29 protein-coding genes are annotated in these 25,971 nt (G+C 44.9%); 21 read left to right on the top strand and 8 right to left on the bottom strand.

What is annotated here, in order from left to right:
- Positions 1–2 precede the first annotated feature (2 nt).
- The 19 genes from B4K11_RS14545 to B4K11_RS14635 are packed head-to-tail and all read left to right on the top strand — an operon-like array spanning position 3 to position 15,392.
- Positions 3–218, top strand: coding sequence for a hypothetical protein (locus tag B4K11_RS14545; RefSeq protein ID WP_292953529.1), 216 nt, complete (start codon positions 3–5; stop codon positions 216–218).
- A complete protein-coding gene (locus B4K11_RS14550) occupies positions 199–567 on the top strand; it encodes a hypothetical protein (protein ID WP_292953526.1) in 369 nt (122 codons plus the stop codon). Before B4K11_RS14545 ends, B4K11_RS14550 begins: the two co-directional genes overlap by 20 nt.
- Positions 567–1,142, top strand: coding sequence for a phage tail protein (locus B4K11_RS14555; protein ID WP_292953523.1), 576 nt, complete (start codon positions 567–569; stop codon positions 1,140–1,142). The genes B4K11_RS14550 and B4K11_RS14555 overlap by 1 nt, the downstream gene beginning before the upstream one ends.
- Positions 1,142–1,561, top strand: a complete 420-nt coding sequence (locus B4K11_RS14560) for a hypothetical protein (protein ID WP_292953521.1) — start codon at positions 1,142–1,144, stop codon at positions 1,559–1,561. The genes B4K11_RS14555 and B4K11_RS14560 overlap by 1 nt, the downstream gene beginning before the upstream one ends.
- Before the next feature lie 14 nt (positions 1,562–1,575).
- Positions 1,576–2,001: a phage tail tube protein gene (locus B4K11_RS14565; RefSeq protein ID WP_292953517.1), complete on the top strand. Its 426-nt coding sequence runs from the start codon at positions 1,576–1,578 to the stop codon at positions 1,999–2,001.
- Positions 2,001–2,360, top strand: a complete 360-nt coding sequence (locus B4K11_RS14570; protein ID WP_292953514.1) for a hypothetical protein — start codon at positions 2,001–2,003, stop codon at positions 2,358–2,360. The genes B4K11_RS14565 and B4K11_RS14570 overlap by 1 nt, the downstream gene beginning before the upstream one ends.
- Before the next feature lie 20 nt (positions 2,361–2,380).
- A complete protein-coding gene (locus B4K11_RS14575) occupies positions 2,381–2,566 on the top strand; it encodes a hypothetical protein (protein WP_292953511.1) in 186 nt (61 codons plus the stop codon).
- Entirely contained in the window at positions 2,559–4,808 is a 2,250-nt protein-coding gene (locus B4K11_RS14580; RefSeq protein ID WP_292953508.1) for a hypothetical protein, read from the top strand. The genes B4K11_RS14575 and B4K11_RS14580 overlap by 8 nt, the downstream gene beginning before the upstream one ends.
- Positions 4,809–4,831: 23 nt before the next feature.
- On the top strand, positions 4,832–5,308 hold the full coding sequence (locus B4K11_RS14585; RefSeq protein ID WP_292953505.1) for a hypothetical protein: 477 nt from the start codon (positions 4,832–4,834) through the stop codon (positions 5,306–5,308).
- Complete coding sequence (locus tag B4K11_RS14590; RefSeq protein WP_292953502.1) at positions 5,309–8,083, top strand: hypothetical protein; 2,775 nt, start codon at positions 5,309–5,311, stop codon at positions 8,081–8,083.
- 3 nt (positions 8,084–8,086) lie between these two features.
- Positions 8,087–8,767, top strand: a complete 681-nt coding sequence (locus B4K11_RS14595; RefSeq protein ID WP_292953499.1) for a hypothetical protein — start codon at positions 8,087–8,089, stop codon at positions 8,765–8,767.
- Positions 8,754–8,963: a hypothetical protein gene (locus B4K11_RS14600; RefSeq protein WP_292953496.1), complete on the top strand. Its 210-nt coding sequence runs from the start codon at positions 8,754–8,756 to the stop codon at positions 8,961–8,963. The genes B4K11_RS14595 and B4K11_RS14600 overlap by 14 nt, the downstream gene beginning before the upstream one ends.
- Positions 8,963–9,322, top strand: coding sequence for a transglutaminase-like cysteine peptidase (locus tag B4K11_RS14605; RefSeq protein ID WP_292953493.1), 360 nt, complete (start codon positions 8,963–8,965; stop codon positions 9,320–9,322). Before B4K11_RS14600 ends, B4K11_RS14605 begins: the two co-directional genes overlap by 1 nt.
- Positions 9,322–9,846: a DUF1833 family protein gene (locus B4K11_RS14610; RefSeq protein WP_292953490.1), complete on the top strand. Its 525-nt coding sequence runs from the start codon at positions 9,322–9,324 to the stop codon at positions 9,844–9,846. The genes B4K11_RS14605 and B4K11_RS14610 overlap by 1 nt, the downstream gene beginning before the upstream one ends.
- An 8-nt stretch (positions 9,847–9,854) precedes the next feature.
- Entirely contained in the window at positions 9,855–10,271 is a 417-nt protein-coding gene (locus tag B4K11_RS14615) for a hypothetical protein (RefSeq protein WP_292953487.1), read from the top strand.
- Positions 10,268–13,738, top strand: a complete 3,471-nt coding sequence (locus B4K11_RS14620) for a host specificity factor TipJ family phage tail protein (protein WP_292953485.1) — start codon at positions 10,268–10,270, stop codon at positions 13,736–13,738. Before B4K11_RS14615 ends, B4K11_RS14620 begins: the two co-directional genes overlap by 4 nt.
- Positions 13,735–14,100 (top strand): hypothetical protein, encoded by a 366-nt coding sequence (locus tag B4K11_RS14625; protein WP_292953483.1) that lies wholly within the window; start codon positions 13,735–13,737, stop codon positions 14,098–14,100. Before B4K11_RS14620 ends, B4K11_RS14625 begins: the two co-directional genes overlap by 4 nt.
- A complete protein-coding gene (locus tag B4K11_RS14630; RefSeq protein ID WP_292953480.1) occupies positions 14,097–14,939 on the top strand; it encodes a hypothetical protein in 843 nt (280 codons plus the stop codon). The genes B4K11_RS14625 and B4K11_RS14630 overlap by 4 nt, the downstream gene beginning before the upstream one ends.
- A 6-nt stretch (positions 14,940–14,945) precedes the next feature.
- Positions 14,946–15,392, top strand: coding sequence for a DUF1353 domain-containing protein (locus B4K11_RS14635; protein ID WP_292953478.1), 447 nt, complete (start codon positions 14,946–14,948; stop codon positions 15,390–15,392).
- Between the two features lie 8 nt (positions 15,393–15,400).
- Here B4K11_RS14635 and B4K11_RS14640 read toward each other — a convergent pair whose 3' ends face one another.
- On the bottom strand, positions 15,401–16,297 hold the full coding sequence (locus B4K11_RS14640) for a hypothetical protein (protein ID WP_292953475.1): 897 nt from the start codon (positions 16,295–16,297) through the stop codon (positions 15,401–15,403).
- 452 nt (positions 16,298–16,749) lie between these two features.
- On the opposite strand from B4K11_RS14640, the gene B4K11_RS14645 reads away from it, so the two are divergent.
- Entirely contained in the window at positions 16,750–17,676 is a 927-nt protein-coding gene (locus tag B4K11_RS14645) for a hypothetical protein (protein WP_292953472.1), read from the top strand.
- 686 nt (positions 17,677–18,362) lie between these two features.
- On the opposite strand, the gene B4K11_RS14650 is transcribed toward B4K11_RS14645, so the two are convergent.
- From B4K11_RS14650 to B4K11_RS14680, 7 genes are read right to left on the bottom strand one after another with little or no spacing between them, the layout of a single operon-like run.
- Entirely contained in the window at positions 18,363–19,745 is a 1,383-nt protein-coding gene (locus B4K11_RS14650; RefSeq protein ID WP_292953469.1) for an ATP-binding protein, read from the bottom strand.
- Positions 19,742–20,407 carry a response regulator gene (locus B4K11_RS14655; RefSeq protein WP_292953466.1) on the bottom strand — a complete coding sequence of 222 codons (666 nt, stop codon included), beginning with the start codon at positions 20,405–20,407 and terminating at the stop codon, positions 19,742–19,744. The genes B4K11_RS14650 and B4K11_RS14655 overlap by 4 nt, the downstream gene beginning before the upstream one ends.
- Positions 20,408–20,424: 17 nt before the next feature.
- Positions 20,425–21,048, bottom strand: coding sequence for a tetratricopeptide repeat protein (locus B4K11_RS14660; protein WP_292953463.1), 624 nt, complete (start codon positions 21,046–21,048; stop codon positions 20,425–20,427).
- A gap of 11 nt (positions 21,049–21,059) precedes the next feature.
- Positions 21,060–21,845 (bottom strand): SDR family oxidoreductase, encoded by a 786-nt coding sequence (locus B4K11_RS14665; RefSeq protein WP_292953460.1) that lies wholly within the window; start codon positions 21,843–21,845, stop codon positions 21,060–21,062.
- Complete coding sequence (locus B4K11_RS14670) at positions 21,842–22,495, bottom strand: TenA family transcriptional regulator (protein ID WP_292953457.1); 654 nt, start codon at positions 22,493–22,495, stop codon at positions 21,842–21,844. Before B4K11_RS14670 ends, B4K11_RS14665 begins: the two co-directional genes overlap by 4 nt.
- Before the next feature lie 9 nt (positions 22,496–22,504).
- Positions 22,505–24,007, bottom strand: a complete 1,503-nt coding sequence (locus B4K11_RS14675; protein WP_292953454.1) for an AMP-binding protein — start codon at positions 24,005–24,007, stop codon at positions 22,505–22,507.
- Positions 24,004–24,696 carry a thermostable hemolysin gene (locus B4K11_RS14680; RefSeq protein WP_292953451.1) on the bottom strand — a complete coding sequence of 231 codons (693 nt, stop codon included), beginning with the start codon at positions 24,694–24,696 and terminating at the stop codon, positions 24,004–24,006. The genes B4K11_RS14675 and B4K11_RS14680 overlap by 4 nt, the downstream gene beginning before the upstream one ends.
- Before the next feature lie 321 nt (positions 24,697–25,017).
- Here B4K11_RS14680 and rho point away from each other — a divergent pair, with 321 nt between their 5' ends.
- Positions 25,018–25,959: a transcription termination factor Rho gene (rho, locus tag B4K11_RS14685; RefSeq protein WP_292953448.1), complete on the top strand. Its 942-nt coding sequence runs from the start codon at positions 25,018–25,020 to the stop codon at positions 25,957–25,959.
- Positions 25,960–25,971: the final 12 nt, after the last annotated feature.

Here is a 25,971-nt window from a genome sequence, read left to right on the forward strand (position 1 = left end):
TTATGGCTAAGTTGGTTGAAGTAGTTGCAAAGTCGGACTTTTGGGCCGGTGGTGAGCTGATTGAAGAGGGTGAGTCTGTTGGATTATCGGAGTCTGATTCAAAAACATTAGTGGGTACGGGGCAGGCAGCATATCCGGTTGAAGAAGCTTCTGATTCTGAAGACGGAGAAGGTTCTGATTCTGAAGAGGAAGAATCTGATGAGTCGGAAACTGATTAAAGAAGATCTGGATACCTTCTTTGACGCTGATGACTTTGGCGAGCTGGTTGGCATGAAGCCAGCCGGTGAGCTGATCGAAGTGGTGGCGTTAATCACACGTGATGTTGAGGTATTAACGCTGGGCGGTGATGTTCAGGACGTGGTGACTTATATAAAAATACCACGGGTTGAAGGTGTTGTTCCTGGTAATGAAATTTGGACTGTTGATGAGCGCTGGCGGATTGTAAAGCCCGTTTCTGATGATGGCTTATTGGTTAATTATTTGGTGACGCCGTTAGTCAGTGAAGACCACGAAATGATCGAGCAGGTTAACGATTCGTTTCATCGTGTTGTGCATGAGGATATCTGATGTCGGGTTTTGATAGAGAGATAGTGAGGTTGGATCTGTTAATGCGGGATATAAGCCGCAAGGTGCTCCCGCGATCGGCGGCATCTGCCCTTAACAAAACGGCTTCACTCAGTAGAACGCGCATTATTCGTGGTGTTTCTAAACAGCTATCAATTAAACAGAAGTCCATCAGAAAACGCATTTACGTCCGGCGTGCTACGCCAAGGCGGCAAGTGGCATCGATTGCTGCATATGTCAGGGGGTTATCGGCTATCCGCTTAAAGCCCCGTGATACTGGGCGTGGTGGGTGGTCAATGCGCAAAGGTAAGGGTGTCAAAGCAAGGGGTGGTCATCATTTTCCTAATGCGTTTATCGCAAAGGGTAGAAATGCTCAAGATCATGTGTTTGAGCGTACAGGCAAGGTATCAAGGCGCGATGGCAAAAATTATCACCATGTTGATGTAGTGCGTATTGCTATTGATAAAACCCTTGAGGATATTGCCCCGCGTACCGTTCGACGCTTAATGAATTCGCGCTTTGATGGCCTTCTGCAGCATGAAATTAATCATAGATTAACAAAATTAAGGGTTAAGTAATGCCACTAGAAAACACATCTGCAGCACGGCGCAAGGCTATCCGTCACAAAGTGAAAGATATTGTCTGCGGTGCGGTTAAAGAACTACCGCATCACCATGTTTTTACAGCGCGTGGAGAGGCTGAAAAAGCTGAAGACTTTATCAATATCTATTTTGAAACAGGTGAGCGGGAACACGTCAACAACGGCGCACAAGCTGATGCTCCGTTGATTATCCGCATCAATACCAAAGCGCCAGCACAAAGAGCGGATGACCGCTTAGATAAAATTTCAAGCTGGATTGAAGCCGCTATGGAAGAGCAGCGCTTATTAGATGGTTTGGTGTACTACAGCTTCATGGAAAGCTTTGCATATTCAGATTCCCCATCGGGTACTTACTCGGCGTTAGAGCTGGCGTATCAGCTTAAATATGATGATTAACTAGGAGAAAAACTATGTCATTTGGTAATGGAACACGGTTTGTACGTGGTGATGATTCTGACCCGCAAGTGATGGTTGATATCGGCGGTGCCATTGTAGAGCTTGGTTCATTCGCGCCTTCAAAAGAGGTAAGGGACGATAACCGCTACAGCGATGATACCAACTGGAAAAAGAAAACTGGTGGTATGCGTGATGGCGGTCAATCTACATTCAAAATGGAGTTTGATCGTTCAGAAGGCTACCACACTGATTTGCAAGCTGATTTTAATAGCGATGATCCGCGCAAGTTTGGGTTCAACTGGCCGGATGCTGCTAAAACTCAAGTGGAATCAGATGCCATTGTGTCAGGCTTTGAAATCACGCATGAGGTGGGTGAAAAGATTTATGCCAATGTCACGCTTGATTGGTCTGGCGAACCTGTTTGGGGGAATTGGACCTAATGTTTCAGGGGCTAATTAAAAAAGAGACACTGAAGGTAAGAGGTCAGGAATACACGTTCCATGAGATCTCTTCCTTGGCGTGGATTGAGAAGGTGATGCGTGATAATCCGGTTGAGAAGGATCGCAACCAAAAGGAAATCACATCATCAAATTATGATTATTTCTCGCGTGTGAGTGCTGCTTCCATTGAGCCCGGTGCTGATCGGCCGTTTGATGAACTCTATAAGGAAATAAGAGAGCTTCCTGCGGCATTGATTGTTGAGCTGTTTGAAGCTGCAGATCAAGTAAACGGCATAGCTGAGCGCTTGGAGCTTTTGCGGGGAAAGGGCTCCCTAACAGAAGATACGTCCGCGGATTAGCTGATCGCTGGGGGATTCCGGTGATTCATCGCGTACTGGCTGAAATGTCACTTTCAGAATTATTCGAGTGGTATCAGTACGATGTTGAGCGCTTGGAATCCATGCATCCAGATGGTTTGCCGGTTCAAAAATCTTCTGTGCAAGCGAAATCGGTAGAAGAGGAAATAGCCTATATCAAGGCTGTTGTGGGGGAAGGTTATGAGTAAGAAGCGTAAGCTTCAAACGCTGTCGGTTGATCTGGATTTAATCAGTAATAACTACGATGTTCGGATGGATAAGTCGCGAGGGAAAACGCGGCAATTTGGCAAGGAAGCTGGCAAAACTGAAAAGCACGGGACGCGGATGACCGGAATGCTTCAGTTAATGGCTGATGGATTCGACTCTACCGATCTACCGATGACCGGGGCTGCAGGTAGGCTTACATTAGTAGCAGGTGGCATGGGTGCTGTATCGGCGGGGGCGGCTATTGCTGCTGCAGGTACGCATTTGGTTGCGGTGAATACGGCAAGGTTGGGGCGTGAGTTAGAAGCCCAAGCGGTAGCCGCTAGGCTCTCTATTCAAACCCTTCAAGAAATCGGCTATGCATCTGAGCAGGTAGGGATCGACGCTGAGAAAGCTGCAGATATATTTAAAGATTGGCAAGACAAACTTGGTGATTTCCGCTCAACTGGGGCGGGTGAATTTGCTGATTTCTTTGAGCAAGTAGGCGACAAAGTTGGCCTAACAGCTGATGAGCTGGCAAGAATGTCCGGCCCTGATGCTCTAATCGCAGTTAAAAAGGCAATGGACGATGCCAATGTTAGCGCCGATCGGCAGGTTTTCTATCTGGAATCTCTAGCGGATGATGCATCAAAGCTATCACCTCTGCTTGCTAATAACGGTGAGCAGTTTCGCCAAATGGTAGAGCGCTACCGTGAAATGGACGTTGCGCTCACAGATTCACAATTACAAAAATTTAAAGAATACGATCAAGATATTAAAGACCTGCAGGCAGTTTGGGATGACCTAACGCGCAACACTGTAATCCCTTTTGTGGGTGTGCTTGCTGATGGTGCTCAATATATGCAGTCGTTGTTGGGGACAACGCGAACAGAGCGTTTGAAAGAACTCAGGGAGGAGATGGGTGGTCTATCTGAAGAGATAGTTGATCTTGAGGAAAACGGTAAAAAGTACGGCGGCGGTTTTACGGGCATGATGGATGCCCTTATGGGTGAAACTGGCACCAAAGGTGAGCGTGTAGCGCGGCGTAAGTCCCGCATTCGTATCATCAAAGCAGAGATTGCAGAAATAGAGGAAGCCATTGCTTCAGGTACTTCCGGTGCGCTGGTGAGTGATTATGAGCCGCCAACATTGCCCAGTAGTTCCCCCCATAAAACGGCAGAGCTAGAACAGGCAAGAGAGGCCGGAGTTGTATACCTTTCGCAGTTAGATATGCAGTTTGCTTCTGAGCTGCAGAAGCTTGATCTTCAGCACGCTGCGCGTCTTCAAAAAATTGAAGCACTGCAGCTTTCCCAGGCTGAAATAGAAAGCCGAGGTTTTGAAGATATTGAAACGCTGCGGGCTGCTTATGCTGATAAAGCAGAGCAGGATCGCCAAGCCAAACTTGAAGAGCAAAGGCTTAAGCGTGAAGAGGAAGCCCTAACAGATTATGAATTGGTCATGCAGGAATTTATGACCAAAGCACAGCTTGAAGACCAAGCATGGTTAGAGCGTCAAGAAAAACTCGATAATGCGCTGTCAGTACGTGCCATTAGTGAGGATGCCTACCGTGCGGCCAGCCTGAAAAACTGGGAAAAATATCAAAAAGACCTTCAGCAACAAGAGCAAAAACAACAGCTAGAACGTTTGCAAAACTATGAGAATTTATTTGATGGTATTGCCGGTGTAATGAAGTCTGCAGCCGGTGAACAGTCGGGTATCTACCGGATAATGTTCGCTGCAAGTAAAGCCTTCGCAATTGCTCAATCCATTATCAAAATTCAACAAGGTATTGCAGAAGCTGCAAGCCTGCCTTTTCCCACAAATATACCGGCCATCGGCACGGTGATCAGTGCCACGGCGGGTATTGTTTCGACAATCTCAGGTACAGAAATGCCGTCCTATCACACGGGCGGTATAGCGGGTCAGCCCTCTGATAACTATGGCGATCGGCTGAAGCAAGGAGAGATGTATTCCAAGCTTATTGTAGGGGAAGAGGTTATCACTCAAAGCGACCCACGGCATCGCAACAACTTAAAAGGCGGTTCCGGTGTTGCTGCAGCTGCCCAGCCTGTCATTCATATCCACACAACTGAACAAACAGAGCAGCAAACAGATGAAAGCGGTGATCTGCATATCTACGTGGGTGCTGCAATGGATGAGCTAGAGCGGCGAGTTGTTGAAGGTGGTAATTCCACATCAGATGCAGTTGAAGGTGCCTTTGGCTTACAGCGGCAATCGCTTAGGTAAATTCATATTAGATAGGTAAATTCATGGCAGAAACTAATGAAGCTCTCCCGGCATGGCCGCGAGAGCATTTACCGCTGGGTTTACTGGCGAACTATCGATCTAAGCCCCGTGATTTTAGCGTGACAACCAAAATGGAAGCGGGGCTCCCCTCATCAAGAATCACAAGTTTGGATGTGCTGGTTGATCACTGGTTTACTTTGCGTTTCTCCTTGGAGCAAGAAGGTTATTTCAGGTGGTGGGTGCATAACACCATCAACCGCGGGCATGGCTGGTTCAAGATGGAATTAAGAACCGGGGGCGGGCGTGCTGAACAACCTTGCAAGTTTGTAAAGCTGGGTGAATCACGGGTGGATGGTGCCGGGTTTCGTATTGCCGTGCAGGTGGTGACGCGGGGTAATCCGGTGGTGAATCTTTCTGAAGAACAGATCAACGATATGTTGGAGTTTGGTGCATACGAACTTCAATACATAGATGAACAGTTAAATAAGGCGGTTGAGTAAATGACTGATATTAAACAAGCGGTAGAGCGCATCGTTGCGAATGATGAAAAATGGGATACGTTCATTGCAGGTGATAAAGATGCAACCTTTGAAACTGACAACGGCCCCCGTAAATCCTTAGAGGGTGAGCTAGAAGAGCATATCCGTATACCCAATAACAATTCAGAAGCCAACATGCTCGCGGCTGAAACAGCTGAAGCCGGTGCTGTTGCTGCAGAATCAGGTGCAGCTGTATCGGCGGGTGCATCCAAAGCGGATGCTGATCGTGCAGTTGCGGCGCAAGGGGCTATTACAGATGAGCTAAGCCAAGTGCAAGCGCTGGCAGCGCAGGTTGCCACGGATAAAGACAGCGTAACGGCAACATTAATAGGGGATGAGGATTATGTAATTCCTGCTGTTACTGCGCTGCTTGATACTTATACCGATGTTGTGGATATAGCGGTAAGTGATGATATCTGGGCTGAACATTCTTATAAGTGGGGAGCGCCTAAGCGGGTGATGGTTGTGGCGTTGGATATGAAGGTTGTGTTGCATGATCTGACTAAGCCTGGCCTGCCTATTTGGAGGGAGCATGTTAATGAAACAATAGCAGAGTGGGAGCGCAACGTGTGGCGAGGTGGTCGGACTACGGACGCTATTGCTCTAGTCGGCGGTAGTTTGTGTATCGCTGTAAGCTTGAGGGATGGGACTACTGATGGAGCGTCAGGGTTAATTGTTTTGGATTATGCTTCTAATTCTCAGCGAAGAGTAGCGGCCAATACGGCGCATGGCGGTTACTTAGGGGAGATAGATTTTAGTAAAAGTTTATTATCGCATTCCGTGGTTATTGTAGATGAGTTTGTTAATGCTATAGCTGCTCGCATTGCCGACGATGCTCCTATGCACCCAGTATCTGGCTTGCCAATGCCGCGTATTGCTGTTGCGACTGATGGTGGTGTTTCAGAACTGGTGCCGAATAATGAGGGGGTGTGGTTGGTAAGTAATTGGCCTTCGACGGGCTTTGTATATGGGGTTGCTTACACAAAAGATGGGCGGTTACTGGCGAAGCGAGACTATGAGGGGCGGATTTACGATTTAGGTGGAATATCAGCCGGTGTGCTTTTAACTAGCTCTAATACCACTTATTCAACAGAGGTTGTTGTCAAGCCGTTAACGGGTGGAACTGTGATTTCTTCTGCTCTAGTCGCGGGGTCTAATGGTGTTTCGGTGCTTGCGGAGAATCCTTCAGAGCTAGATGCAGGCATGATTGCTTCTGTTTCTGAAGATTACACAACCCCTTTCCTTGCAGGCGATGTTCAATCCGCAGTGATGTGTGATGCAGAAGAAGGGGTGATTGTCGGTGGTGAGCTGGTGATTGGCGGGTACGCTGCGCCAGCTTCATATGACACTGTAGTAAACGAGGTATCTTTATCGAGTTTTACAATGGATGGTCAATTAAGTGATCAGACGCGGGCGACGGTTAATATTTCCACGATAGTTGGGCAGCGTTATTTTGTAAAAAGCACATTAGATAGTAATGACGCATCGGTAATTATGTATGCCCGTTCATTGGGTGGTGGGACTGGAAGTACCCTTGCAGCATCAGGCTCAATGGTTGTAGATGAAGAAGTTATTTTAAGTTTTGTTGCGGCCTCAGCCACGAGTAGTTTGTTGTGGGTTATGAATGCAGCAGGGGCTGACGCTGCCATTTCTAATGTGTCGGCGGGCATAGAGACGGATGATCACTCAGGTCGAAACAATCATGCCATTATTCATGGCACTCTCAACCGTTCCAAGCCTGCTGGCTCTGATATTGCGGTTTGGAGTGGGTTTGACGTTAGTAATTATTTGGTTATTCCTGATTTTAATGCCTCTCAGTCTGGGTTTTCATTAACGACAACTGTGCAATCTGGTGGTACGGGAGACAGAGAGCTTTTCACAGTAGGTGATACATCGTCTGCGGGCGGTGCAGGTATTCTGCACGCGTGGTTGAATGGTGAAAGAGTTAAGTTGAGTCTCGATGGGGTCACGTATAACAATGACGATATAATTGGGGTTCTGCCAATTGGTGATGCGCAGGCTCTAAGTTTGGTTGTGCGGGTGGATGTGTTTGAGATTTGGGTTGATTGTCAAAAAGTTAAAGAGATTGATATTACGGGTAAGTCTTTTTCAGCGGCAGATCTGACAATTGGTTCGGGTTTTTACACGGGTACTCATTCTAGGGATTTGGCGATGGTGGTTGCGTCATACTCTGCCCCATCGCCCGACCAAATACGTGACATGCACCGCGATATGCTCAACAAGCTTAAAAAGCCTTCAATGCTAACTGACTCAGTTAAAGCGTTAGCGCATGATGCTGCGCGGGGTGATGATTGGGTTGCATGTGATGACGGTCAATTGCATCGTTTAACTCAGCGGGGTACTACGTTTGAAGAGTCGATCGTTGTTGATCCGGGTGTGGGTGATATCTCAAGTATAGCCGTTGATGATGGTGAGATTACCGTGGGTGGCTCTGCAGGTGTTTGGGTTAAGCAGCCTGAAAAGAACTTGCGTGCTCCGGTTGTTAAATCGGGTAAGTCAGTACAGCCTTTTGAGCTGGGTGAAGGCGATTCAGTACAAACAGACTTCTATCTCTCATATGGGTGGAAGCCTGTGCGTGCCTACATTGGCGGCATTAAAAAACGTCAAGGTTCACAGGATGATTGGACGGCTCAATATGACGGTTATCGTTGGTTTATCCGCTTTGCTGTTGCGCCGGGGTCTTTTGATATCGATTGTGATGCGGTGGAGGTATAGCCCATGATTAATTTAATAACAGATCAAAAGCCTTGGACACGTAACCAGATCAGAAAGCGTGCAGAGCTGTTTATACAGCAAGAGCAAGTGCATGGTGATGAAACCATGCTGGCGCGTGTTAATGATGCTGAGCTGCTGGGCTTGCGTCCATTAACAGAAGGCGAGCGGACGTTTCGTAATGAGCAGTATTTACCGCGAGCAATTGCGGGTGGTGATCTTGCTGCACAAATGAAAACAGCCAATGAAAAGCTGATTGTGGCGATTGCTCATCAAGATGCGCTGCGGCTGTTTGTTAAAATGGATGGTTTGCTGAATGGTGAAAATCCATTGCCTGAGACGGTGCAGTCTTTAGATGATGAGGGGATTGAGATAACCATTCCAAGCCCTGCCTATGGTGCAGCGGTGGCGGTGCTTGATGAAAGCCTGGGTCAATTAACAGCGATGACCGCTGAAGATTGGCGTTTGCTTGCTCAACGGTCATCGGGTGCGGTGATTGAAGATGCGATTGAGCTAAGCATTGCGGTGATTCGCATATTGCCCACGGATGATTTATTGAAAGCCTATGTTGAAGGTGAGGGTTTAGGTTCAGTTGATCGCCGTAAATCATTAGAAGATGAAAAGGCTCGGTTGCTGTTAGAACTTGATCCTCCTGAAATTGAGGTGGTACTTGATGAAACCGTTTGAGATTGAGCATTTGGGCGGAGCAACAGGGTGGCTATTAGCTGCCCTTTTTTTTGCTTTGATTTTAGTGCCGATGAGTGGTTGTAGTGCTGTTGAAGAACAGCCTGCATCTTATGAACCGGTGCCCTTTAAAACAGGCGTGAAGGTTGAGCCGTTGCCGGGGTGTGTGGAGCTTAGAAAACGTGGAGGGCATTGCTAATGGTTAATGTAGATCTATTAAAGCAAGTCTTTTCAGAAGCGAAAAAACGCCATGTATATGTGTCCGATGCTGAGCAGTATGGAAAAGCTGAGCATTGGGAGCCTGGGCTAATGGGTGATTGTGAAGACTTTGCACTGTGGTGTCGTGAATATTTGAACACGCAAGGCGTTAAGTCTGATCTTATCTATTGCTTTACTGAAAACCGTGTTGGTCATTTGGTGTTGTCGGTTGAAGGTTGGATTCTTGATAACCGTTGCGCTGAAGTGGTGGCCAATACTGAGCTGATTGATTCGGGTTATCAGTTTCTGCGTTTGGGCGATGGTGATGGCAACTGGTTTGAGATTGTCGAGGGTGAGTGATGCCAACTGCAGAAGAGTTGTTGCGTGAGATTTACGCGAGTAATCCTGAAGGCTCTATCGTTTATGAGCTGTTAGAGCTAAAGCATCCGGCCTTTCTGACTGATGACGGGGTGTATGGAAGCTGGCGTATGGTGCGTGAAAGTGTTGATTCTTTACAGGTAACGCTTGAAACGGGTGATACGGCTGTTTTTGAGCCCGGTCCTTGGTCAGTACGTTGGCCAAAGAAAGGTGTGCAGGGGCGGCGTGATGCTCGGTTGGTGATAAGTGCGGTGTCTCGCAAGGTGATTGAACAGCTTGAGCGTGTTGCTGATATGCCACCGCCGCGGGTGCCGATCCGCTGCATTCTGCGAAAGTATGCCAGCACTGATTTAAGTTACCCGGCAGAGGTTGAGGAATTGGTGATATCTAAGCCTCAAGCCAATTCGCAGGAAGTGACGGCTTCTGCCGTATTTTTAGATCCTGTAAATATGCAGTTCCCGCGCCGTTTGTATGACATATCAACGCATCCCGGTCTTATTGAATAGGTGAAATCATGGAGCCGCTAGAAGGTTTTGAATGGGTTCAGGAATACTTGTATTTACCCTGGGAGAAATACGCCACGGGGCCGCATTCTTATGATTGCTTTGGTGTTGTTTATAAGGGTTTAGGTCACTTGGGTTGCTTGCCTGATCGTCATTTGGAGGTTGATGGTGATGATTGGGCGCTTTTTCATAATACGGTGCTAGCAGAGCAGGAAAGCGGTAATTGGCGGCAGCTGCAGGGGCCGGTTCCGGGTGCTGTGGTGTTAATGAGTAAGGCGCGAATGTTTCATCATGTTGGGCTATGGGTGCCGCATAATGGTGGGTGTGTATTGCATTCGCGGCGGGGTGCTGGGGTTGTGTTGGAGAATATCCATCGACTGCAGTTGCAAGGTATGAAGAAATTTGAATATTGGTTGCCGGTGCGATGACAGTATTAGTAATGCAGAGTTCTATTTATGACCGTTCTTCAGCTGCAGAGCAGATCATTAATAGCATAACGTTTGAAGAGTATTTGGCTGAAGCGGTTCAGGGGTATTTACCTGGTGAACTTCAGCCTATTTATGTGCTGCTTAACGGTGCTGAATTTAAGCCTGAAGCATGGGGGCGTTATCAGTTAAAAGCGGCTGATCATTTGGTTGTGGTCCCGCGTCCGTTTGGTTTTGATCCATTTACAATTGCGATCGCGGTTGTATCCATTGCTGCGGCGTCTTATATGGCGTCTATGATGCAGCCTGCGGTGCCTTCCGCGCCTAATTTCTTTGATCTGCCTGATCAATCACCTACCTATAATGCTGAAATTCAGGGTAATACGGCACGCCTTGGGCAGCCTGTATCAGTCGGTTATGGGTTGCATCGTGTTTGGCCTAGCTTTGCCAGCCAGCCTTTTCGGCGTTATATCGGGGGTGATCAATACCTTTTCCATATTCTCTCGATAGGTGAGGGGTTGTATGAGCTGAGTGATCCGCAAGTGGGTGATACTGGCTTTGGGAATTTTGAGGGTATAGAACATCAGCTTTATGGCCCTGGTGAGCGTGTTGATCTTTTCCCTGTTGATATTACAACGGTTGATACGGTAGGGAATATTGAGCTGTTTGCGCCCAATGAAACAGAGTATGACGGCTGGACAGCTGCGCATGTGCTGTGTGATGCAGGTCGAACGGTTGATGGTGTTGAGTTCGATTTAGTAAGCCGTGGTGGTATGTATCATCAAAGCGAAACAACGGGGGCGCTTTCCTCTGTTTCGGTGACGGTTGAGCTGCAGTACCAAGTGATTGATGACTTGGATGCACCTGTGGGCGGTTGGGTTTCGGGTGGAACTTTTACCGTATCAGAGAAAACCGTTGATCCTGTTCGTCGTACATATCAGGTAGGGCTTGATGAAGATCGCTATCAAGTGCGAATGCGTAGAACTTCAGCAACTCCTTTGGCCGATTCCGTGCGTCATCAAGATCACATTGTATGGGCTGAATTGCGATCGCATATGGCAACTGATCAAACTTATGATGAATCTGTTTGGGCTGTAAAAATTAAAGTTACAGATCAGATCTCTACCCGTTCAGAACGAAAAATTAATGTAATGCGTCAGCGATTGTTGCCAACGTGGACGGGTATAGAGTGGACCGATCCAGTGCCAACAAGAAACCCGGCTTGGGCGTTTTGCGATGTGGTAAAGGGTGAGTGGGGCGGTGCTTATGATGATAGTCATCTAGATTTGTTTGAGCTTAAGCGCCTTGCTGATGTGTTTTATGACCGCGGTGATCACTTTGATTATGAGTTTGATACCCGTGGCAGCTTCTGGCGAGCGCTGGAAATCATTTGTGCAGTTGGGCGGGCTAAGCCTGTGCAGTTGCCGAAGTTCGGTATGGTGCGTGATGAGCCGCGCACGGCGCAATATCCTTTTAGTATGCGAAACATGAAGGCAGGATCGTTTAGCCTTGGTTGGACCAATGTTGAGCAAGATGATTATGACTCTATTGAATTGGAGTATATGGATGATCTTACTTGGCAATATACAACGGTGCTTTGTGTGTTACCTGGTTGTGATTCTGTGCGCCCGAAGCGTATCAAGAAAGAAGGTATTACTAACCGCTTGCAGGCGTTCCGTGAAGGTGTCTTTATGTTGGCTGATATGGTTTATCGCAATCGTGCAGCTCGCTTTAAAACTGAGTTGGATGGCGCGTTGCCGCTATACGGTGATGCTATTCATTTAAGTCATGGGCTTGCAGAGTGGGGCGTGGGTGGTGATCTGCTTGATGTTGTCGTGGGTGATGATTCAAATCAGTTACTGCAGTTAAGTGAGCCCCTACAAGTTTCAGAAGATGAAGATTGGCATATTGTTTTCAGAAATAAGCAGGGTAAGTCAGAAGGCCCGTTTGTTATTACTGCGGGGCCTGATGAACACCATGTTTTGATTAGCTCAACGCATAATGCTGATTTATATACGGGCTGGCGAAGAAATAAAACCCAATATGTTGCGGGGCCTGCAAGTAAGTTTGCAAAGCAGTTTATTGTGCGTGGTGTTGAGCATAGTGGTGGCCATGATTTCCAAGTTCAGGCCGTCATTGATAACTCTATTGTTCATACATTTGATCAGCAAATAGATTCAGGTTCATTGCCTGTGCCTGTGCCTGCAGATGTCATCAAAAAACCGTTGGGACAGGTAAGCGGTTTGCGTTGGGAGTGGGGTGGTACTGCGCAAGTTCCAGAGCTGAATTTAAGTTGGAACCCTGTTCTGAATGCAGAGCGTTACATTATCCAAATCAGCACTGATGACCGTGTGAGCTGGCGAACATTGGAAAGCACTGTTGAGGTGTGGGCGCGGCTTGATGTCCCATCGGGTGAATTTGATCTGCGTATTGCTGCAATGGCTGTTTCAGTTGGGCCTTGGTTTGAACAGGAATTCACCATTGGTTCTATCAGTCCGCGGCCTGATGATGTGGTTGATTTGGCATTGGTTGAAGCATTTGAGGGGCCGGTGCTCAAGCTTTCTTGGTCTGCAGCTGAAGGCGCTGAGCGTTATCTTATTGAGGTTATTAAACCTGATGGGACGATTGTGCGTGCAACTGAGGTTGATTCATTAGGGTTTGAATATACCTATTTGGATGCTCGGAATGATGGTGTTGGCCGTGTGTTTGATGTGCGGGTTTGGGGTGTGAGTGAGTTTGGTGATACCTCGTTAAATCCGGCTGAAATAAGTGTATCAAATACCCAGATGGGTGCGCTTGGTTCTGTTGTTGTGGATGTTGTGCAGCGTACTGCAATGATTCAAGTGACGGCCCCAACTGAAACCGACTTTGCTGGTTTTAGGGTTTGGCTGGGTGATTCTGAAACCTTCACGCCTGCAGATGATTTGATTGCAGTGGGTGAAGCTGATGAACGCTTAATCATGATCGCGCTTCCTAATGATGATGTTGAGCGCTGGGTGCGTGTAGCTGCATTTGATCTGTGGGGTACTGATGGAATGCAAGTGTCATCTGCGTTTTCTGTTAAGAAGTCTTTAATAACAGAAACAGAGATTGCGCCAGGGAGTATCAAAACACCTCATCTAGCTGCGGATGCTGTCACTGCTGATGTAATGAGTGTGGGAAGTCTTGCTGCAATCAGTGCAAATTTGGGCGCGGTAACCAGCGGATCTTATACAACATCAACAATTAATGGTGTGCGTGTAGAGCTGAACAGCTCAGGTACTTACCCGTTTTGGATTGGCCAAGGTAATAAAAATGCCGATAACGGTTTACTTTACCTGGATAAAGACAGCGGTGATTTAGTCTTTAAAGGTAAGTTGGCGGTTAAGTCATCAGACACGGGGGCCCGTACTGAAATCACAGATGATGTAATTAAGGTCTTTGATGATAATGGCAACTTGCGTGTGCAGATAGGAGATAGAGACGCGTGAATTATGGCTTGTCTATTTTTGATGAAGAGGGTGATGAGGTATTTGGTACAGAGGCAACTACCTCATTTTTTTTCAAGCAAATTACACTGAGCGCGGGATCGTCTGGGGTGTTGAAATTTCCTGAGCTGGCGGGCCGGGTGATTATGCCGGTAAGTTATCCTGTTGGCGGACTCGACAATATATCGAAGCATAAGGTTTTTCACATGGTCACTGCAGAAGATCAGTTAACTGATGAGCCTAAAATTCGATACTTCTATCCTGAATATGGTGCATACCAAGCCCCAACAGGGACATGGTTGACTGAGTCATATAATAAGGGGAAAAGCATTTTGATGATTTGGGTGAGTGGTGCGCCGTTATGAGTTATGGAATTAAAGCAGTGAATGAAAACGGCATTGCGCTAATTGATGATGAATACCCCGGTTTTGTTGCGTTGGGTAAATTTAGCGTTCAGAAAATCAACGTGCCTGGGTGTAGTGGCTGGGACTATAGAAAGATGTGGTATGTCGACATTGACGCGCCTGCGATGCCCATTGTCTTTTTAAAGATCCCAAATACATCTGATGATAGTTTGTTGGGGCCAGCGCTTGGGATTTATTCACTGAGTGATAACGGTGACGGTTCCTATCGCGTTGTTGTTGCTGCAACGATTAACTACACGCCACCCGCTGGCTGTGTTCATGCGTTTATATCAGATAAACATGCAGGCCCAAGCAATGATAGGTTTGCTATGCGGGTATATAACGCGGCTCAAGATCTGGTGTTTGATTCAGGCCGTGAGCGGTTAAACGCACAAAAGTATGATTCATTTAATACAACGCTTTGGATTAACCAACCGCATGTGAATGCAAGCTCATACGGCACGCCAGATAATTATTATTGGTGGTATTACGATGTACCAACAGATACGCCTTCAATGCTTGATGTGGGGAGTTATACCACGGGGCAGCACGCCAATTATCAACAGGTTCCTCAGATTGGCTTGGGTGAGTTTATTATGATCCCGCTGTGGTATCGAACAGGGGCGCGTTTGAAGTTCGGTTATAAGCATGTGCTGTGTGATATTGATGATCAGGCTTCAACATATGCAAACCCACCGTACACAATTAACAAAATAAAAAATGGATTTAACTATTATTGGTTTTACGGTCATCGCACGCCGAACAAGCGGTGGGTGATGTTTGTGAAGCCGATTAAGTGAGGTTATATGGAATCGATAGCTGTCGATATTATTAGGTCTGATCACTGGTTAAAGCGTAGCAAGTATAGGCTAAGAGAGCCGGTGATTATATTGGGGTATGCCGCCCCTGCAGGGTTTGAAACAGACGGGGCCACGGTGCCCCGTTTTTTGTCCCTGATCGGTGCTATCTTAATCTTGCTTGCTCCGGCGTTTGGGTCTGATTGGTGGATCTGGTTAGGCGTTGGCTTAGCGCTGGGTGTTGTATGGTTCCCGCCTGATGGGCGTTACTTTGTCGCTGCAGTTATCCATGACCGGATGCTAGAACTGCACCCTGGTAATAGGCATGTGGCTGATACTGCGTTCCTAGACGTGATGGAAGAACTGCAGATAGATGTGGTTAGGCGCTGGGTTATGTATGCGTTGGTTTGGTGCTGGAGTGAAGTGGTGATGCGGTGGGGTTATTACATTCGATAGAGAGGAGTTTATTTTAATTTAGAATATGAATTTAGGTTTCCACCATTCCAATAGCCAAGAGTTTTATCTCCTTGCTTTATTTGCATCCAAATAATTTTTCCATTCTGCATTCCGATTGATCGCGCCACGGTCTCATATTCAATGATGCTAAATTGCTCGATGACATTTGTAATGTGGACCATGTAGACTCGTGAGAGTTCAAGGACTCCGTCGTCAACTGCTTTGGTAGAAAATGCAAAATTATCTTGAGGTCCGATGCTGTTTGGAATTTTATCGAAACATATTGAAGGGTACATAATAGCAAAACGATCGTGGTCATCTGGGGTGCGAGGGGTTGATAGGTTCTCTCTCATCATTTCCTCGGAAATTAAAGATGACAGGTGGTATTTTTCATCAGATGTGCATGTGAACCATTTACGAAATTGGTTGTTTATGTAGCTAAAAGTTGGGGTGTATGCTGCTTGCCTTCTAGCGATTCTTTCAGGTATGCCTCGATCTCGTATCATTAGCTCTTCGTTTGAATAGCCTATTGGTTTGGCTGCAAAAGGTATTTTTATGTCCCATTGGGATACAGCCACTAAATCACCCTTTTGGGGCCTTACTTCTAAGATTGCCACATAGGGTTGTGGGGTACAGTAGAAGACAGCTGAACCGGCTCTATTGCATCTTCCAAGAGATGTCTGAACTATATCTGTTGGGGGATAGCTTACTCTGCTTACTTCTAGAGGAGGAGTGTCAACGATACAGGCTCTAAAGGCTGTATTTTGTGTATACCTGAAGGCTAGATGTGATGTTGCTGAAACTAGTTTCTTCGCGCAAAGTTGGCGATATTCTTCAGATTGGCTCTGCTGAATTTTATTAATCCAAGACCTAGCTTCTGTTTTCTTCATTTCTTTTTTGCTCATACTGAAGTCCTTTTCCGTTGAGGTTTGATTTGATATTACCGGGTATAGAGGTGATGTCCAACTAGGAGTAATAGGGGCTTAAATAGAGAGTACGCTCCAAGATGGTTTTTTATAATTATATCAATGAGTTAAGTTTTTGTCCTGAAGACGCTGGCAGCGAACAGGTCAGCGGTTCGATCCCGCTAGGCTCCACCATACTACGGGGTTTCTACGGTTAGTGATCACTAATCGGACAAGAATTATTTGTGTCCACCGGACAAAAACTGATTTCACTTATTATTTCTTTAGATTTTTTCACTCTAGATCTAGCCTACTCTTTGTATTTAAACCACATTTTTTCCTAAACTTTGGCGTTTTGTTGGCTCGACGGTTCGCCCTTAATATTAAGATGCTTAGCTATCAATAAATATGATCTCTAATATAATGGCCTCCTAAATCATGGGAGGTTATTAATGAAGGATCATTTTAAAGCGTGGTGGCCGGTTTGGTTTTCTGCGGGTGCCTTGGCGCTAGTGTTGTCAGTTGTTTGGTTTGTGGCAGGTTCTATATTGCCTTCGCCTTTAGAGGTCGTTAATTGTTTTGGTTATTGTGAAACGGATGAGGCAGAAGTTCGGGCTAATCTGGGTGCGCTAGGTGATGTGGTCGGTGGTTTGCTTAACCCGTTGTTGGCTTTTATTACGATTGTTTTGCTGATTCTGACGATACGGTTAACCCAAAAAACAAACCAGATAGCGCAGGACGGGGTAAATGCAACACGGGATTCTGTTAATCAATCAGTTGAAATGCTCGAGCTTACTAAGGATCAGGTTCAGCTTAGTGTAGATGAGATGAGGCTAACGCGTGATGAGTTAGAGGGTTCTAAAAATGCTCAGCTGGAATTAGTTGCAACGCAAGAGTCACAGCAGCGGGCCTATGCTTTTTTTGAGCATTTTAAGGCTTATTCTGATTTTTCGGTCCAAATGAAAGCTCGTGGGTCGTTCGGTGTAAATTTGAAGCCTACGACGCATTTTTTTAACGGGTTAATGTTGATAGATGGTGAGATAGAGCGGGATTGTATTGTTTTATTATTTGATGAAAAGTGGTTTTGGCAAGAGTGGATAGATAAACTTGTTGTGCAGATTATTTTGTCGGAAGGGGATGAGCGCTTGCTGTCGATTATAGTAAGTACGCTAACAAATGATCTGAAAGTTTTTATGTGTCTCTATATTTATGCTTATGATGAAAGCTTTGACTCCAGTGAAAAGGCTGGTGCGGTTATGTTAAAAGTTTTGCTAGATAAGGAATTTTTCAATCTTGGGAAGTTGGATTATCGTTTTAATGGTCATTCCCCCGATATGACGGCTGCTATGTCAAGAGCAGTTGTATCAATAACTAATTGATTTGTAATTTCAAATTCTTAAACCCGCTACCCAGCGGGTTTTTTATGCCTGCAATTCAGGAAATTTAATATGCAAAACATGGCACATATAGCAAGCCGGGTTACGCCCGGACATATCTCAGCGCCTTAGCGCCTCGCTTGGGTATTGGTGAGTTGCAGGATAGTTCAGGCGAAATCCTAACTGGCAAAAAAATGCGGCAATCAGCGTCGGCGTGGTCTTTAGATCGTGAGCGCAGCTGCTCGTATAAGATAATAGATGGTATGACGGTGCTGCTTGTATCCGACATGCTGGTTCATTAGTCTGGTTTATTGTTAAATAAAGGGGTAGAGGTGAGGTACGCTTAAGTCTAAATAAACTATTTAAATTCAAGTGGTTAAGTTTTTGTCCTGAAGTCGCTGGCAGCGAACAGGTCAGCGGTTCGATCCCGCTAGGCTCCACCATATCCAAGTCTTAATTTATCTTATACCGTCCTGAAGTCAGCGTAATTGCTGACTTTTTCGTTTATACTGTGTCCAAGGTAGTCCTATTCCCCTAACTGTGAATTCCAACCAAGTATTTCGAATACCCAAAAATTTAAAGATAAATGCAGTCATAAAGTTATTAGATTGACGGCGTAGATAGATCAAAGTTTATGCGTAGGCTTTTACAAAAAACTGAGAAGTTTTCCTCATCTGTAGCTTTTTTTACTACCCTGACAGTCTGACAGTTAAGCCTGTTTCAGCAATACAGGAATCAGAAAGATCAATTCGAAAATGACTGCCTTCGCATATTTCTTTAACAATAGATAAACCAATACCACAACCGAAGGTATCTTGGCTTGCGGCTCTATAAAATCGTTCAAAAGCCTGTTTTTTTTGTTCTGTGGTTAAGCCGGGACCATCATCAGATATCGCTATATTAATTCTATCGTCGGTCTTACTCACTTCAATCTCAATATTTCCGTTTTGTAAGACATACTTAACCGCATTGTCGATCAGGTTTCGTAGCAATATAGATAAGGTACCTCTGTTCGCGTCTAGCGTGATTTGGTTGTCTATCTTGAGTACTACGTTTATCGATTTTTCTTCAATTGTGGGGGCTAGCTCGGTTATCAACTCGCTGATAAATGAGAGAAGGTTGATAGTTTCTTTCTTTTCTTCGTCTTGGTTACATTCGGCCTGACTGAGCGTAATTAGCTGATTAAATAGGTGTGTTAACTTATCAATACCAGACACAATATGTCCCTGAATTTTGGTTAATCGTTCATTGTCGGGATAGATATTTTGGGCATGCACTTTAATCGCAGCTAACGGGGTTCTTAATTCGTGGGCAGCATTACCGGTAAAACGTTTTTGCCTTTCTAATGCGCTATCTAGTGAAGACATGAGTCGGTTCACAGAATCTACGACTTGTTTTAATTCATTGGGGACTTTGGAAAAACTGAGCGGGCTTAAATTACTGTTATTCCGGATAGATATTTGTTGGTTTATCTCATTAAGGGGCGCGAGGCCTCTTCGCACAATGAATGTAATCAGCAAAAAAATCACGGGCAGCGAAATAAGCAAGATTGATGCGTTTATCGATGCGATTTCGTGAGTGACTTCTTCTCTGATTTCAACCAACTGAGAGACTTTAATCCAAATTGATAGGTAATCACTATAAAGTACAAACGTGCGCCATTCTTTTCCTTGAATAGTTTCATAGCTGTAACCCTCTTGGTCGCTAAAGGTCAGCAGGGTATCGTTTGCATTACTTCCAAGAAGAGGGACCCCTTTTCGGCTCCAGACTTGGAAAGCGAGTTTTTTTTCATACTTATGGCCGCTCTTATCGTAATCACCATCGGTAATAATGTTAGGTGGAATGACGAGCTTTTGTTTTTCGCTTACAGTATCGGAAATCTGAACGCCGGTGAACTCAAACTCAATACTTAACACTGCTTCGAGAATACGTGTAACCTGAGCCAGTTCGGCATCATAGAGTTCTTCGGTTTCATGGGTTATTCGTTGATAACTCATTGCAATAGATATCGCTATCGCAAGACCTATTCCGATCACAAGCGTATAAGTTAAGTAAGAACGAATTGAATTCATACAGTTGCATCCCCTAGCCTGTATCCAATTCCCCTGACCGTTTTAATTATGTTTTTTCCGAGCTTTTTGCGTAAGTGATGTACATAAACTTCAATCGTATTACTACTTACATCGTTGTCCCAGTTATAGAGTTTGTCGACAAGAATTTCTCGACTAAATACTTGTTCAGGTCTATTCATTAAATGCTGTAAAAGATCATACTCGTGTCGGGAGAGGTCGATCGGTACACCACTTTTTAAGACGGAATTGTTAGCTGGATTTAACTCTATATCTGTATGAGAGATAATCTGAGTTTTTTGAAGTGAATCACGGCGTTGCAAGGCTCTTAAACGTGCCATTAGCTCAGGCAAGTCGAAGGGTTTGATCATATAGTCATCGGCACCATAATCTAGCCCAAGGACTTTCTCACCAGAAGCGTTTCGTGCTGTAAGTATCAAAACGGGGGTCGTAATTTTACTGTTGCGAAACTGTTTAAGAACATTTAGACCATCTATATCTGGCAATCCAAGATCTAAGACAATTACATCATATTGACTGGCTGTGACAAAGCTAAGGGCCTCTTTACCCGTGCGCACCCATTCAACGACATGGTTATGGTGGTCCAGAGCATCTGCGATCCCTTGCCCTAGCAAGGGGTCGTCTTCTACTAACAATGTTTTCATAAAATCGCTTATCTAGATTAAAGCTTACTTAATAATTCTTGGATCTCTTTACGACGTCCATTATCCGCTATCTCACGGCCAGGTCTAGGTTTTGCTTCGAGTGCATGCTCAAGCATTTGTTTCGCTTCAGCATTCTGGTTTTGTTCGATTAAAAAATCGGCATTAAAGAAGTTACTATCGATCCCGTCGGGGTTTATCTCAAGAGACTTGGCAAGATACTGCTTTGCTTTCTTATCACTGCCAAAACCAATTGGCCAACCAGGAACTTGGTAATAAAGGCTGCCTAAACTAGTATAAGCGGAGCCCTGAAGCGCTAAAGGATCAAGTTCGATCGATAATTCAAGCAAACGTTTGGCTTCTTTCACAAGGCCCAATGCTCCCAGTCCACCTTTTTCCCCTGCGTAAGTACTTAAAATAATGGCACGCCAGATAAGCACCTCAGCAGAATCGGGGTATTTCTTTAAGGTGTCTTCTGTAGAGTCGACCAGCGCCTCAAACATTGATTCTTGCTGATCTTTCTCTACTTCATATTTTATGTGCGCCCATTCTGTTTGCATGGACACTATTGCCTTATCCATTGGTGCGGCAAAAAGATTGAAGCTAAAAAAAACTAGGGATAGTACGGTTACAATTTTTTTCATAGGGAGCTCACTTAACCAATATATTTACGGACAATAGGGAGTTGTTTTTTTAAGTTGTTACTTACCAGTAAAGGGAAGGCCCCGTTAATTTTGACAAACAGCTTTTCCGGCCACCCGATATGTAAACTCTCTGCAGAACTATCTATAAATTTCAATAGCTCCCTCGCCACTAGATTTACACTGTCGACTTTATTACCAAGCTCAGTATTCATTGCGCTTGCTACGTCTGAGTTCATTGTGGTTTGAGTCGATCTTGGGGCAAAGTACTTAATTTTTATCGCGCAGTCTGAGAGTTCACGAGAGAGTGCTTCACAAAAACCTCGCAGGGCAAATTTTGAAGCGCAATATGTTGCGTATCCTGGTATTCCAATAGCGCCCAATGTCGATCCGACGTAGGTGATCGACAATGGTTTCTCATGATTTACTCGTACTAAAATCTCACGAGTCAGCAACATCATAGAGGTTAGATTAGTATTAATGATCTGTTCAATTGAGTTTGCTGTTTGATCCGTAAAAGCTGAGAGCTCGTTGATTCCCGAAATATTGATGAGATGCTCAATATCACCTTGCTCCATTCTACAAGCGAGTGCGATTCTTCCGATATCAGTTGTGATATCCGCGACCAGAATTTCGTGTGCATCAGGATTATGCAAATCATCAACAGTTTTCTGTAGAGAAGCTGAATTGCGCCCTGATAATACTAACGATCTACCTTGAAGCGATAGAAGTCGAGACACTGTCCTGCCAATTCCTCCTGAAGCCCCTATGACAAGTACTTTTTTGTCCGAACTTATCATTCAGCACCTTCCACAGACGAAAGTACTTCGCCGTATAGGTAGTAAAACACATTAGCAGAATGGACAATAGTTTCCTGCGAACTCGGATTGTCGATTTTATTCATTAATTCTTCAAAAAATTTCACATGCTCCAAGTCAAGAGAACCATGAGACGTTAGGTAGCTAAATGCACTATCAGGTAGGCCTAAGCTCGCTTGAACTAATTCTGCAATCTGTGTTGCAAGTGCGGTACTCGTTCCTTCAAGAACATGAACCATGCCAAAAAAAGCAAGTGGATTGATACGATCGATCTGATCATAGGCATAGGAAACCATTAACTCTGTTGCAAAGGAAGGGCAGCTAGATTTAACTGTTAAGGGATCAAGGCCTGTTTGTTCCAAGTCATTCAGGATCCATTTTTCATGGCCGATCTCTTCTTCAATGTATTCAGCAATCGCTTGTTGAAGCCAGTTATACTCTTCAGGTAAACGAGAACCACAAGCCATTAACAACGGTACTGTGTGTTTTACGTGATGATAAGCCTCAATCAAAAATGCTTGGTAACGGGCTAAAGAGATATCGCCGGATAAGGTTTCCTGAATAACTGGCCGACTTAACAATGTTTGTTGAGCCGGAATTGTGTCTTGAAGTAGCGTGTTAAAAAAACTCATATTTATCCCTTAATCGTTACATGCTTCAGCGAGGTAACCCGCCTCTATTTTGGGGCCATAGAAATTCTGAATGTTGTCGCGTTTGATTCGCCCATTCGGAGTTAGTAATTCTTCATTGGCAATATCAGAATCGTGCATCTGCACGACGTGCTGTATTTGCACATAATCAGGTAAGGTCTCATTGAGGTGTGCTAACCGTTGCCAAAGCATGTTATGACTTAGCGTAGGTAACATCTGTATCACTGCAGTGATGAAAGGCTTATCGTCACCATAGACGGCAGAACGAATAACGCCAGGCAACCCGTTAATTTCAGATTCAACCCATTCCGGACTGAAATTTCGACCAAAACTATTAATTTGAACGTTCTTACGGCGGCCTGTTATGTACAAAAAACCATCATCGTCTAAATACCCAAGGTCCCCTGTAGCGATGTAGGCATCGTTGAGCAAGCTGTTATCTAGGTAACCCAGCATTTTTGGACCTTGTACCTGTATCTCTCCTTGTGTTGATATGTTTATCTTACAATGGGGCAGGGGCTGGCCAGCACTTCCTGGTTTGCAAGCATCGGGGGTATTTAGGGCAACGACAGAGCCACATTCACTTAAGCCATAACCTTCATAAACGGGTATTTCCAGTGCATGAGCATGTTGAAGCAATGCTGGTGAAACTTTGCCTCCGCCAACAGCAACGTATTTGAGATGTTCAAGTGAGAGACCTTGCTGCTTTAAAAGAATAAGAAGCTTGAGTAATTCGGGTGTCAGGATCAGGCTGTTAAAATCGTGTTTTTCTAAATAGGTGGCTAACGTTTGCAGATCCGGTGTTGATGAACCAGTTAAACCCGTACTTGTAGATGCATCGATTGTGACTTCTTCTCCAACAAATAAAGGTAGAAAAACCCCAGCGATATTTTCTAACATTACCGCCAGAGGTAATAGAGATAAGTGTTTTTTTATATCTAATGTTTGGGTAACCGAATTGAGCGAACAGCACATTTGATCGATTAGATCATCACTAATACAAACGCCTTTCGGTGTGCCTGTGCTACCCGATGTAAAAGTAATGAGTGACGTGTTAGCGGGTAATAAGTGTTCGTTTTTACCCCGCCTTGTACGTAAACAACTGTAGAGTTTTTTACAACGTGGAGCATTTGGAAATTCTAAGTCAACCGATTGAAAATCGGTATTTTGCTCTGCGTACTCAAATGTCGCAATGATCAGATCCATCTGTGTAGATGAAATTAGATGCTCTATTTGCGAGGAGCTGAAGAACGTTGGAATAGGGATAACAGTGATATGTAAATGCATCGCTGCCAATTGTATGACAGCCCAATCCACTGAATTATCCAGCCAAATTCCTACGGAATGACAATTAATAGTCTCAAGCGAAGAGGACAGATTATCTATTTTACTTTGTAATTCTGAATAACTGAGCTGAGTCAGCTCACTGCTTAAAGCGATTTTGGTAGGCCTAGAAGTAGAATAAGCCTTAATTCGCGATAATAGCTCGCTCATTTTTTACTCTCCAAGGTTTGAATGGAAATGCCCTGATCACTAAGAGGGAGGCCTTGACGTTGCAGTAACTTTGATAAAATAGGATTGCTTCTGAGTGTATTAATACCCAAGCGAATATCACCTACATACACTTCTGGGTTGTGATCGTAATAGTTCCCCCAAGACGAATCGGTGTGTTTTACGGCCTCTGCTTCAGCTTTAGCAATAGGATAAAGATTAAAACCAATATTTAGCTTTTCAAAACTGTTACGAACATGAGGAGTAGCTGTAATGGCAAGCCATCGGTAACCTAGTTTCTCAAAGTGGCAGGCAAGATTTAGAATTAAGCGACGGGTGGATCCAGGGGAAGAAGATGCAAGGTTGCCTACTTCTAAAATCTCGCTGCGCTGGGGGGCTTTGATATTTAAACTATGAGCGATACTTTCCTCTACTGACTGATTTAAGTAATGCTCTAAATACAGCCTTGAAGCATCAGCAGATTGATAACCCGCTGATGCTTTTATCGCATGCTGACTATCGAGTAACGCCAGAACGTTGGGTAGAAAATCATTAACTTCAGCGCCATATGCAGCTTTAAAACGTGCTTCAGCAAACTGTCTAACTCTCTCTTTGTTTTGTGGGTTGGTCACCAACAAAACATCTGACTCGGGAGTCGAAAGTTCGTTTCTCGTAAGCGTTGCAACACTCATATACCGCCTCCATTTATTGATGGCGACTACATTAACGTTGCTTTCTTAAGGGTTTCTTAAGAGTAATTTAAGAAATAAATTATTTAATAACATTCAAGGCTTAGTTTGATTCACAGAAAACCTTTATTCTTATATCCTGTTAGAAATATATTGATCAGTGAACTGTTTTCTTTTTGGGTTAAATTCTTTTAGAACACCGTCTGTGCTTTGTATCGTTTATACTCGTCTGAATTCCACTTTTTAACTGAAATGCTTAAATGTTATTCGGCAGCGATGTAGCGTCGAACAATACTTAATTTACCTGAGCTATAGATTAATCAAATGACCCGAAAGATTTTGTCGCTGAAAGTTAAAAGAAAGAAAGAGATAAAGCCTAAAAATGAGGCTGTCGCTCAAGTAGATGATGATCCTCGAAAGCGCTTTATGCATGGTGTGGCAATACATCCCACGCCGGGTATTCCTTTAGAACGAGGTTCTTCGCAGTACTCTATTCGCGCACTTGATCTTATTGCGCCCATCGGAATGGGGCAGCGTGGTTTGATTGTTGCGCCACCGGGGTCGGGTAAATCAACGCTGTTAAAGCATATTTGTCAGGCTGTGGGGAAAGCGTACCCTGAGATAAAACTTTATGCTTTGCTGATTGATGAACGCCCGGAAGAGGTCACTGATTTTAAGCGAAGTGTGTCGGCCGAGGTGCACGCTTCTTCTTCAGATGAAAGCTACGCGCACCATGTTCGTGTGGCGGATCAGTTGCTTGATAAAGCACGTAAAGAAGCAGGGGAAGGTCATAATGTGATGATTGTGATCGATTCCCTTACAAGGCTTTCACGGGTACATAATGCTGAGCGCAAAAGCAGTGGCCGTACAATGTCGGGTGGTGTTGATGCGAGGGCTTTAGAGATCCCGCGTAAGCTTTTTGGCGCAGCACGAAAGATCGAAAATGAAGGTTCGTTAACAATTTTAGCTACGGTGCTGGTGGATACCGGCAGCCGGATGGACCAAGTGATCTTTGAGGAGTTCAAGGGCACGGGCAATATGGAGGTGGTTTTATCGAGGGAAGCAGCGGATCGTCGTATATTTCCTGCCATCGATATTGCAAAAAGCAGCACCCGCCGAGAAGAGTTGCTGATTAATGCAAAAGATCTTGAAAAGGTTAGGGCGTTACGTCGTGGTTTAACCGATTTGAAGCCGGTTGACGGTGCAAGAAAGCTAGTTGAGTTGCTGGAAAAGTACCCCACAAATGATGCGTTGTTGAATCGCTAGTGCTCTTGAATC

The sequence above is a fragment of the Neptuniibacter sp. UBA6509 genome, from assembly GCA_002435145.1.
Classification (GTDB): domain Bacteria; phylum Pseudomonadota; class Gammaproteobacteria; order Pseudomonadales; family Balneatricaceae; genus Neptuniibacter.